Source organism: Aeromicrobium jepli (genome assembly GCF_047246605.1).
Classification (GTDB): Bacteria; Actinomycetota; Actinomycetes; order Propionibacteriales; family Nocardioidaceae; genus Aeromicrobium.
In genome coordinates, this window is record NZ_JBFOKO010000018.1 from 1 (window position 1) to 8906 (window position 8906).

The 8906-nt window shown below is 72.4% G+C and carries 14 protein-coding genes; 8 read left to right on the forward strand and 6 right to left on the reverse strand.

All coding sequences use genetic code 11. The annotated features are described in order from the left end of the window. Window positions 1-422, reverse strand: a 422-nt coding sequence (locus tag AB3M81_RS18430) for a bactofilin family protein (protein WP_489671984.1), incomplete at its 3' end; no start/stop codon positions are given. Window positions 423-551: 129 nt separating this feature from the next. Between AB3M81_RS18430 and AB3M81_RS18435 the strand changes: the two genes are divergently transcribed. The 6 genes from AB3M81_RS18435 to AB3M81_RS18460 all read left to right on the forward strand — a co-directional run bounded on the left by AB3M81_RS18435 (window position 552) and on the right by AB3M81_RS18460 (window position 4960). Next, window positions 552-2051 carry a molybdopterin-dependent oxidoreductase gene (locus AB3M81_RS18435; RefSeq protein ID WP_412905403.1) on the forward strand — a complete coding sequence of 500 codons (1500 nt, stop codon included), beginning with the start codon at window positions 552-554 and terminating at the stop codon, window positions 2049-2051. A 77-nt stretch (window positions 2052-2128) separates the two neighbouring features. Next, the gene (locus AB3M81_RS18440) at window positions 2129-2749 is read left to right on the forward strand and encodes a fasciclin domain-containing protein (RefSeq protein WP_412905404.1); all 621 of its coding nucleotides are present in this window, start codon (window positions 2129-2131) and stop codon (window positions 2747-2749) included. A 26-nt stretch (window positions 2750-2775) separates the two neighbouring features. Then, window positions 2776-3366, forward strand: a complete 591-nt coding sequence (sigK, locus tag AB3M81_RS18445) for an ECF RNA polymerase sigma factor SigK (RefSeq protein ID WP_412905405.1) — start codon at window positions 2776-2778, stop codon at window positions 3364-3366. Then, a complete protein-coding gene (locus AB3M81_RS18450) occupies window positions 3363-4064 on the forward strand; it encodes an anti-sigma factor (protein WP_412905406.1) in 702 nt (233 codons plus the stop codon). The genes sigK and AB3M81_RS18450 overlap by 4 nt, the downstream gene beginning before the upstream one ends. A 25-nt stretch (window positions 4065-4089) precedes the next feature. Continuing rightward, window positions 4090-4377 (forward strand): DUF1905 domain-containing protein, encoded by a 288-nt coding sequence (locus AB3M81_RS18455; RefSeq protein WP_412905407.1) that lies wholly within the window; start codon window positions 4090-4092, stop codon window positions 4375-4377. Window positions 4378-4387: 10 nt separating this feature from the next. After that, a complete protein-coding gene (locus tag AB3M81_RS18460; protein WP_412905408.1) occupies window positions 4388-4960 on the forward strand; it encodes a DnaJ family domain-containing protein in 573 nt (190 codons plus the stop codon). Here the strand turns inward: AB3M81_RS18460 and AB3M81_RS18465 are convergent. Continuing rightward, window positions 4920-5543, reverse strand: a complete 624-nt coding sequence (locus tag AB3M81_RS18465; protein WP_412905409.1) for an L-threonylcarbamoyladenylate synthase — start codon at window positions 5541-5543, stop codon at window positions 4920-4922. The two genes, AB3M81_RS18460 and AB3M81_RS18465, sit on opposite strands and share 41 nt — an antisense overlap. A 24-nt stretch (window positions 5544-5567) precedes the next feature. Beyond that, window positions 5568-5714 carry a GPGG-motif small membrane protein gene (locus tag AB3M81_RS18470; protein WP_412905410.1) on the reverse strand — a complete coding sequence of 49 codons (147 nt, stop codon included), beginning with the start codon at window positions 5712-5714 and terminating at the stop codon, window positions 5568-5570. Window positions 5715-5821: 107 nt separating this feature from the next. Here AB3M81_RS18470 and AB3M81_RS18475 point away from each other — a divergent pair, with 107 nt between their 5' ends. Both AB3M81_RS18475 and cobA read left to right on the forward strand, forming a co-directional pair. Beyond that, on the forward strand, window positions 5822-6613 hold the full coding sequence (locus AB3M81_RS18475) for a phosphoadenylyl-sulfate reductase (protein WP_412905411.1): 792 nt from the start codon (window positions 5822-5824) through the stop codon (window positions 6611-6613). Next, on the forward strand, window positions 6610-7806 hold the full coding sequence (gene cobA, locus AB3M81_RS18480; protein ID WP_412905412.1) for a uroporphyrinogen-III C-methyltransferase: 1197 nt from the start codon (window positions 6610-6612) through the stop codon (window positions 7804-7806). The genes AB3M81_RS18475 and cobA overlap by 4 nt, the downstream gene beginning before the upstream one ends. Here cobA and AB3M81_RS18485 read toward each other — a convergent pair. The 3 genes from AB3M81_RS18485 to AB3M81_RS18495 all read right to left on the reverse strand — a co-directional run. Continuing rightward, complete coding sequence (locus AB3M81_RS18485) at window positions 7778-8230, reverse strand: SRPBCC family protein (protein WP_412905413.1); 453 nt, start codon at window positions 8228-8230, stop codon at window positions 7778-7780. The two genes, cobA and AB3M81_RS18485, sit on opposite strands and share 29 nt — an antisense overlap. 5 nt (window positions 8231-8235) lie before the next feature. Next, window positions 8236-8625 carry a hypothetical protein gene (locus AB3M81_RS18490; RefSeq protein ID WP_412905414.1) on the reverse strand — a complete coding sequence of 130 codons (390 nt, stop codon included), beginning with the start codon at window positions 8623-8625 and terminating at the stop codon, window positions 8236-8238. Then, on the reverse strand, window positions 8618-8906 hold a 289-nt coding region (locus AB3M81_RS18495), incomplete at its 5' end, for a hypothetical protein (protein WP_412905415.1). The genes AB3M81_RS18495 and AB3M81_RS18490, both read right to left, overlap by 8 nt.

The following is an 8906-nucleotide window of genomic DNA, read 5'->3' on the forward strand; positions in this document are numbered from 1 at the left end:
TCGATCTCGGCCGAGGCGAGGACCCGCAGGTGGCCGTGGTCGAGCTCGGTCACGTTCCCGTCGACGTCTCCCCTGACGTCCACGTTCCCACGGCCCTTCTCGGCGACATTGCCGTCCACGGAGCCGGAGGCGGCGATGACGACGGATCCGCGGCCGAACTGGCGCACGTTCCCGTCCACGTCGCCACGGACGACGACGCTTCCGTTGCGGAGGGTGACGTTGCCGTCGACGTCGCCGTTGATCACGAGGCGGCCGTTGCGGACCGTCACGTTGCCGTTGATCTCGGTCCCCTTCTTCACCGTGTGGTTCCCGGTGCGGTTCACGTCGCGGCGCGGTCCGTCGTCGTCGGCGGACGCCATGGCGGGAAGGCCGGCGAGCAGGACTCCCCCGGCGACGGCGAGGGCGAGAGGCGTGGTCTTCATCGTGCGCTCCTTCGATCGGTTCAGGTGTCCCCACCGTCCTGCGCCGACATGAACAGGCCGTGAGGCGAAGATGAGAGATGTCTCATGTCCTCGTGCCATCCATCCGGCCGTCCGCGACGAATCCCCCTCATGAATCGCCACTCACTCGCCCTCGGGGCGGCCGCGGGCCTCGTCTCCGCCGCCGCGGGACTGGCCGCCGGCCACCTCGTGGCCGCGCTGACGACCCCGTCCGCCTCCCCCGTGCTGGCCGTCGGCAGCACCGTCGTCGACCAGACGCCCACCCCGCTCAAGCAATGGGCCGTCGAGACGCTCGGCAACGCCGACAAGCCCGTCCTGCTCGGGACCGTGCTGGTCGTGACGCTCCTGCTGGCCGCGGTCGGCGGCGTCCTGGCGCGCCGCTCCTTCCCCGGGGGCGCGGCCGTGGTGCTCGTCCTGGTCGGCGCCGCGGGCTGGGCAGCGCTCGCGCGACCCGCCGCGCGACCGGTCGACGTCCTGCCGTCGCTGGCCACCGCCGTGGTGGCGCTCGTCGTCCTGAGGCGCCTGACGACGGTCGCCTCCCCGCCCGTCGACGCCGGGGGCCGCCGCCGGTTCCTGCGGCTCTCCGGCGCCGTGCTGGGGGTGGCCGCACTGGCCGGCGTGCTCGGGCAGTGGGTCGTCCAGCGGGCCCGCGAGGTGACCGACGTCGTGCTCCCCCGCCCCCGCAGTCCCCTGCCGCCCGTTCGACGCGGGCTGGAGGCGCAGTTCCGTGGCATCACGCCGTTCCAGGTCGCGAACGAGGACTTCTACCGTGTGGACGTCAACCTCACGACGCCCGTCGTCGACCACGACTCGTGGACGCTGCGCATCGACGGCATGGTCGACCGCCCGTACGAGCTCACCTTCGCCGAGCTGCTCGACCTGCCGATGATCGAGCGCGACATCACGATGGCCTGCGTATCCAACGAGGTCGGCGGCCCGTACGTCGGCGGGGCCCGCTGGCTCGGCGTGCGCGTCGCGGACCTGCTGGAGCGGGCCGGCGTGCAGGACGGTGCCGACCAGATCCTCAGCACGGCGTTCGACGGCTTCACCATCAGCACGCCCCTGACGGCGGCCCAGGACGGTCGGGACATGATCGTCGCCGTCGGCATGAACGGCGTGCCCCTCCCCCGCGCCCACGGCTTCCCGGCCCGGCTCATCACCCCCGGGCTCTACGGCTACGTGGGCGGGACGAAGTGGCTGACCCGGCTGACCGTCACGACCTACGACCGCGACCAGGCGTACTGGACCGAGCGGGACTGGGCGATCGACGGCCCCATCAAGATCGCCTCGCGCATCGACACCCCGGGCGGCGCCCGCCCGGTCGAGCCGGGGCGCGTCGTCGTCGCGGGGGTCGCATGGGCGCCGGGACGCGGCATCGGCGCCGTGGAGGTCAGCATCGACGACGGCCCGTGGCAGCCCGCCCGGTTCGGCCCCGACGCGGGGATCGACTACTGGCGCCAGTGGTGGCTCCCCTGGGACGCCGAGCCCGGCCGCCACAGCCTGCGCGTGCGTGCCAGGACGGTGGACGGCGAGCTCCAGACCGAGGAACGCGCGACGCCTTTTCCCGACGGTTCCAGCGGTTTGCAGCAGATCGTCGTCCGCGTCGGCTGACAGCACCCATCCGGATGGGCGCCGGCCCCGAATGACTCATCGACACCATCACCACAGACTCACCGAGAGGCACGACCATGAACCGCTTGATCCACCGCCGCTCCGCCGCCGCTGCCGCCGCGATCGTCATGTCCATCGGCCTGGCCGCCTGCAGCTCCAGCGACGACACCTCCTCGTCGAGCAACGACTCCACCCCGTCCGCCTCCGCCTCGGCGAGCGAGGACATGATGGCCTCCGGCCCGTTCGGTCCCGGCTGCTCGGCCGTCCCGACCTCCGGTGAGGGCTCCGTCGAGGGCATGGCGGACGACCCGGTCGCCACCGCCGCCTCGAACAACCCGCTGCTCACGACGCTCGTCAAGGCCGTCACCGCCGCGGACCTCGTCGACACCCTCAACGGCGCCGAGGCCCTGACGGTCTTCGCGCCCACCGACGACGCGTTCGCCAAGATCCCGGCGGAGGACCTGAACGCCCTGCTGGCGGACAAGGAGCAGCTCACGACGGTCCTGACGCACCACGTCGTCGAGGGCAAGCTGTCGCCCGAGGACGTCGCCGGCGAGCACACCACGCTCGCGGGTGACACCATCACCGTGGAGGGTTCCGGCGAGGAGTTCACCGTGGGCGAGGCGAACGTCATCTGCGGCAACGTGCCGACCGCCAACGCCACGGTCTACGTCGTCGACTCCGTGCTGATGCCCTGATCCACGAGCGAGTGAGGCGAACTGCCGTGAACCACCTGCGAGCAGTGCCCTCGGGCGGCGAGGAATCGCCGCCCGAGGGCCTCGCCGACACCCTGCGACGATGCGGGCGCGGCGACGAGGCGGCCTTCGCCGCGCTGTACGACGAGACGTCCCCGCGCATCCACGGACTGGTCCGGCGCATCGTGCGGGACCGGGCCCAGAGCGAGGAGGTCACCCAGGAGATCTACCTCGAGGTGTGGCGCCAGGCCGCTCGCTTCGACCCGGCGCGGGGCTCGGCGCTCTCCTGGCTCATGACGATCGCGCACCGTCGTGCCGTGGACCGCGTCCGAAGTGCCGAGGCCGCGACCGCCCGCGAGACGCAGCACGCGCACCGCAACGCGACGATCGAGCACGACACGACGAGCGAGCTCGTCGAGGCCCGGCTGGACGCCCAGCGCGTGCGCCGCGCGATGGCCGGTCTCACCGAGACGCAGCGCCAGGCGATCGACCTGGCCTACTTCCGAGGATGTACCCACACCGAGGTGGCTGCCATGCTGGACGTACCGGTGGGCACGGCCAAGTCCCGCATCCGCGACGGCCTGATCAGACTACGAGACACGATGGGAGCAGAGCGATGAGCGACGTGCACGCCCTCTCGGGCGCCTACGCTCTGGACGCCGTCTCCGAGACCGAGCGCGAGAGCTTCGAGCGGCACATGGCCGGCTGCGAGGCCTGCCAGGCCGAGGTCGCCAGCCTGCGCGAGACCGCCGCCCTGTTCGGCGAGCTGACCGTCGAGGAGCCGCCGCCGTCGCTGCGCTCGTCCGTGCTGGACTCGATCAGCGAGGTCCGCCAGCTCCCGCCGCATCCGCCGGCGCCCGCGAGGCGTCGCTTCGATCCCCGCATGCTGGTCGCCGCCGCAGCGGCGGTCGTGCTGCTCGCCGGAGGCGTCGGCTACGCCGTCACCGAGTCGCTCCGCGACGACGGACGGAGCCAGGTGGTCACCGCCGCCGACCGTGTCCTGAAGGATCCCGAGGCGCAGCGCGTCACCCAGACGTTCGACGACGGTGCCAGCGCCACGGTCGTCCGCTCGGTCGCGCAGCGTCGCGCCGTCATCGTCACGAAGGACATGCCGGCGGCGCCCAAGGGCCACTCGTACGTCGTGTGGCTGCAGCAGGGCGACGAGATGGTCAAGGCCGCGACGATGCCCCAGGGTCCGGACAACACGGTCCTGCTCGAGGGCGACGCGCTCACCGCGTCGGCCGCGGGCGTGACCGTGGAGACCAACCCCGAGACGCAGGAGCCGACGTCGGAGCCGATCGCCCTGTTCGCGTTCTGACGGTGCCGTGCGGCAGGCTCGACCCGTGTACGAGTTCGAGTCCACCGTGTGGCGCTGGCGTGACGACGGCGCGTGGCACTTCCTCACGCTCCCGGACGACGTCTCCGACGACATCGACGACCGCACCGCCCTCAAGGCGGGCTTCGGCTCGGTGAAGGTCGAGGTGACGATCGGCTCCAGCACGTGGCGCACCTCGATCTTCCCGAGCAAGGAGGCCCGCGCGTTCGTCCTCCCGGTGAAGAAGGCGGTGCGCGTCGCCGAGGGCTGCGAGGACGGATCGCGTGTCCGGGTGCGGCTCCGCGTCGAAACGTAGACTCGGGAGCATGGCCGACGATCCCCGCCATCGCGCCGCCCGGTACCGCCAGGGACCGGATGCGGAGCCTGCCGGGGACGAGGCCGAGGCGTCGAGGCCGCAGCGCCGTCCCGAGGACCAGGCGCTCTGGGTGGACCAGCAGATCCGTGCGGCGATGGCGCGGGGCGAGTTCGACGACCTGCCCATGGCCGGCAAGCCGATCCGCCACATCGACACGCGTAGCGACCCGGACTGGTGGCTGCGCCAGTTCATCGAGCGCGAGAACATCACCGGCGTCCTGCCCGAGGCGCTGCAGCTGCGCAAGGACGACGCGGTGCTGCGGGACGAGCTGGACGGCCTGCGGTCGGAGGACGCCGTGCGCACCGCGCTGGAGGACTTCAATCGCCGGATCGTCGCCGCGCGACGTCAGCTGCAGGGCGGGCCGCCCGTCGTGACGCCGCTGCGCGACGTCGAGGCCGAGGTGGACGCGTGGCGCGAGCGCCGGGCCGCACGGTTCGCCGTACGGGATGCGGCCCGGACCCCCGCTCCCCCGCGCCCGTCCGTCACTCGAAGGGCGTGGGATCGCCTGCGCCGACGCGCCTGATCTCGGCGAAGCCCTCGGACAGGTCCACGACGGTGGTGGGCTCGCCGATCACCTCGTCGCCGGAGTCCACGACGGCGTCCAGGCGGCCGTCGAGCTCCTCCGCGATCTGCCACGCCTGCGTCATGGGCTCGGTCTCGCCGGGCAGGATCAGCGTCGACGACAGCAGCGGCTCGCCGAGCGCCTCGACGAGCGCGAGGGCGACCTTGTGCTGCGGGATCCGGACGCCGACGGTCTTCTTCTTCGCCTGGAGCAGGCGCTTGGGGACCTCGGGGGTGCCGGGGAGGATGAAGGTGTACGGCCCGGGCGTCGCGGCCTTCACGGCCCGGAACACGGCGTTGTCGACGTGCACGAACTGTCCCAGCTGGGAGAAGTCGCGGCACACCAGCGTGAAGTGGTGCTTGTCGTCGAGCTGGCGGATGGTGCGGATGCGCTCGAGCGCCTCGGCATTGCCGATCTGGGCCCCCAGGGCGTAGCCCGAATCGGTCGGATAAGCAAGCAACCCGCCGCCCCGCAGCAGCGCGACCGCCTGGTCGACGGTGCGCTGCTGGGGGTCGACGGGATGGATGTCGATGTAGCGAACCATGTTCGCCACCCTAGGCGCTCAGCGTCAGGTGAACAGGCTGACGCCGCCCGGCCCGACCAGCAGGGCGATGACGATGAGCACGGCGCCCATCACGAAGTCGCGCTGGACGAGACGGATGATGCCGAAGATGCCGATGATCAGTGCAGCAATCCACAAGATGGTGTCCCACATGGGGGTGACTCCCTTCGTTCGGTTCGACTCCACCCTGCCGTGACTTCGCATTGTTCGCATGTTGGACGAGTTCTGGACGTCTCCTCGATCGAACTAGTGTCGAGATCGTGAGCACTCCCACGCTGGCCGAGCGGCGCGAGCGCCAACTGGCCCACACCCGCGAACGCGAGGCGCATCTGGCCGCCCGGGCCGCCCATCCGCGGCCCCGCCGGTCGCGCGAGGAGCTGCGCGAGATCGCCGAGTCCGCGGCCGTGCGCTTCGCCGACGGCGACACCGAGGCCGTCCTGGCGTGGGCGGCCGAGGAGTTCGGCCACCTGACGGCGGTGGCCTGCTCGATGGCCGATGCGGTGCTGCCGCACGTCGTGGCCCGCCACATCCCTTGGGTCGACACGCTCTTCCTCGAGACCGGCTACCACTTCGCCGAGACCGTCGGCACGCGTCACGCCGTCGAGTCGTCGATGCAGCTGACGATCGTGGACGTCATGCCCGCGCAGACCGTCGCCGAGCAGGACGCCCAGTACGGCGAGCGCCTCTACGAGCGCGATCCGGCGCTGTGCTGCGCGCTGCGCAAGGTCGAGCCGCTCACGCGCACGCTGGGCCAGTACGAGGCGTGGGTCACCGGCGTCCGCCGGGAGGACAGCCCGCTGCGCGCCGACACGCCCTTCGTCACGTGGGACGAGAAGAACGGCCTCGTGAAGATCAACCCGCTGGCCGACTGGACCTTCGACCAGCTGCTCGCGTACGCCGACGAGCACGACGTGATCCTCAACCCGCTGCTCAACGACGGCTACCCGTCGATCGGCTGCGCTCCCTGCACCCGCCGGGTCGCGCCGGGCGAGGACCCGCGCGCGGGCCGCTGGGCGGGCCTCGACAAGACGGAGTGTGGCCTGCACACATGAGCTCGCCGACCCCGCAGCAGTTCCCTCTCGGTCTGCGGCTCGCCGGGCGGCGCGTGCTCGTCGTCGGCGGCGGCCACGTCGCGACGCGGCGCGCCTTCTCGCTGGCCGAGGCCGGGGCCGACGTGCACGTCGTCTCCCCCGAGGTGTCGGACTCGCTCGCCTCGGCCATCGGCCGCGGCACGATCACGTGGCACGAGCGCGGCTACCGCACGGGCGACCTCGACGGCGCCTGGCTCGTCCAGACGGCCACGGACACCCCGGCCGTCGACGACCAGGTGGCGAAGGACGCCGAGGCGGCCCGCGTCTTCTGCCTCAAGGGCGGCGATCCCGAGAACGCCACGGCCTGGACCCCGGCCGTCGCCCGCGTCGACGACGTGACGATCGCGGTGAGCGGCGGCGGCGACGCCGGCCGGGCCGCGCGTCTGCGCGACGCGGTCGCCACGGCCCTGCAGACGGGTGACCTGCCGTTGCGCCACCGCACGCACTCGCGCGGGTTCGTCGCGCTCGTGGGCGGCGGGCCCGGCGATCCGGGACTCATGACGGCACGCGGGCGCCGGCTGCTCGCCGAGGCCGACGTCGTCGTCTTCGACCGGCTCGCCCCGCAGTCCGCCCTGGCCGAGCTGGCGCCCGACGTCGAGGTCATCGACGTCGGCAAGCAGCCCGACCACCACCCCATCCCGCAGGAGCGGATCAACCGGCTCCTCGTGGACCGGGCGCTCGAGGGCAAGGTCGTGGTCCGGCTCAAGGGCGGCGACCCCTACGTCTTCGGCCGCGGCGGCGAGGAGCTCATCGCGTGCCGCGAGGCCGGTGTCGAGGTCGAGGTCGTGCCGGGCGTGACGTCCGCGATCGCCGTCTGCGCGGCCGCCGGCATCCCTGTCACGCACCGTGGCGTCGCGCGCGGCTTCTCGGTCGTCACCGGCCACGAGGAGCTCGGCGAGCTGCCGCACCGCGGCGACCACACGATCGTGATGCTGATGGGCGTCAAGCGCCTGCGCACGACCGCCCGGGAGCTCGTCGCGGCGGGCCACGACCCCGAGACGCCCGTGGCGGTCATCGAGCGCGGGTTCGCTCCGGACCAGCGCACCACCATCGGGACGCTCGCCACGATCGCGGACCGCGCGCGCGACGCCCGCTCCCCCGCGATCACCGTGATCGGCGACGTGGTCAGCCTCGCCGCGTCAGCCACCGATTGAGCCGGCGCTCCCCCGAGCGCATGACGAGCCCGTGCGCGGCCTCGAACGCGGGCCGCAGGACGCGCTCGCTGCGCACCATCCACGGCCGCGTGACGTCGACGTGCCAGTCGATCGTCAGCCGGGTGCGCCCCGCAGCCGCCGGCGCGAACGTCAGCAGCGCCGAGCCCTCGAGGTCGCCGCGCGACGAGAACCGCATCGTGCGCGGCGGCTGCAGGTCGAGGTCGTGCACCGTGAACCGGAGCCGGTAGCCGAAGGCGCTGCGCGCCACGAGGTCGATCGCGTCGTCGCGATGGTCCGTCACGGTGACGGCGTCCCACCACGGCATCGGGTCGTCCTGCTCGAGCAGCTCCTGCAGCGTGGTCCAGAGGCGGTCGGGCGGCTCCGCCACGTCCCACACGGAGCGGAACTCGTACGCGCGGGACACGGGGATCAGGGCTTCCGGGCCGTGCGCCGCAGCCACCACAGGCCGATGAACGGCAGGACGAGCGGCACGTAGCCGTATCCGGCGCCGAAGCCGGACCACACCGTCTCGTCCGGGAAGAGATCGGGATCGACGAGGCTCAGCAGGCCGACCCCCAGCACGCCCACCAGCTCGAAGCCGATCGCCGCCGTGGCGACGCGCCGGTTCGCGGTGGCCAGCGCCCACGTGGCGACGCCGTAGACGACGCCGGCGACGGCGGAGAGCGCGTACGCGACGGGAGCCTCGTCGGCCTTCGTCACGAGCTGGTAGACCGACCGCGCCGTCGCGGCGATCGTGAAGACGGCGTAGACGGCCACCAGGGCGCGCCCGAAGCCGTGCTGCGTGTCGTGCTCAGCCATGTCCCACCCAGATCTGGTGCGTGCGGATCAGCATGACCGACACCGTGAACAGGCCCACCGCGACGACGCCCGTCCCCCAGCGCGACCGGTCGCCCACGCCCCACAGCACCGCGGCGGGCGGGATGAGGACGGTCGTGACGAGGTAGGACAGGAACAGCCCCTTCTGGACGTCGCGGTCGGTCCCGGTGGCGGCGACGATGCCCCACACGAGGGCGACGAGCAGCAGCACCTCGACGGCCGCGATCGCGTAGAAGAGCGGGTTGCTGAAGCGGTACGACCTC

Bases quoted from the DNA above. Each gene is read 5' to 3' on its own strand.
- AB3M81_RS18490 (WP_412905414.1), bottom strand. From the start codon at position 8,625: ATGGCTGAGCACGACACGCAGCACGGCTTCGGGCGCGCCCTGGTGGCC.
- AB3M81_RS18470 (WP_412905410.1), bottom strand. From the start codon at position 5,714: ATGTGGGACACCATCTTGTGGATTGCTGCACTGATCATCGGCATCTTC.
- AB3M81_RS18450 (WP_412905406.1), top strand. From the start codon at position 3,363: ATGAGCGACGTGCACGCCCTCTCGGGCGCCTACGCTCTGGACGCCGTC.
- AB3M81_RS18435 (WP_412905403.1), top strand. From the start codon at position 552: ATGAATCGCCACTCACTCGCCCTCGGGGCGGCCGCGGGCCTCGTCTCC.
- AB3M81_RS18460 (WP_412905408.1), top strand. From the start codon at position 4,388: ATGGCCGACGATCCCCGCCATCGCGCCGCCCGGTACCGCCAGGGACCG.
- AB3M81_RS18465 (WP_412905409.1), bottom strand. From the start codon at position 5,543: ATGGTTCGCTACATCGACATCCATCCCGTCGACCCCCAGCAGCGCACC.
- cobA (WP_412905412.1), top strand. From the start codon at position 6,610: ATGAGCTCGCCGACCCCGCAGCAGTTCCCTCTCGGTCTGCGGCTCGCC.
- AB3M81_RS18440 (WP_412905404.1), top strand. From the start codon at position 2,129: ATGAACCGCTTGATCCACCGCCGCTCCGCCGCCGCTGCCGCCGCGATC.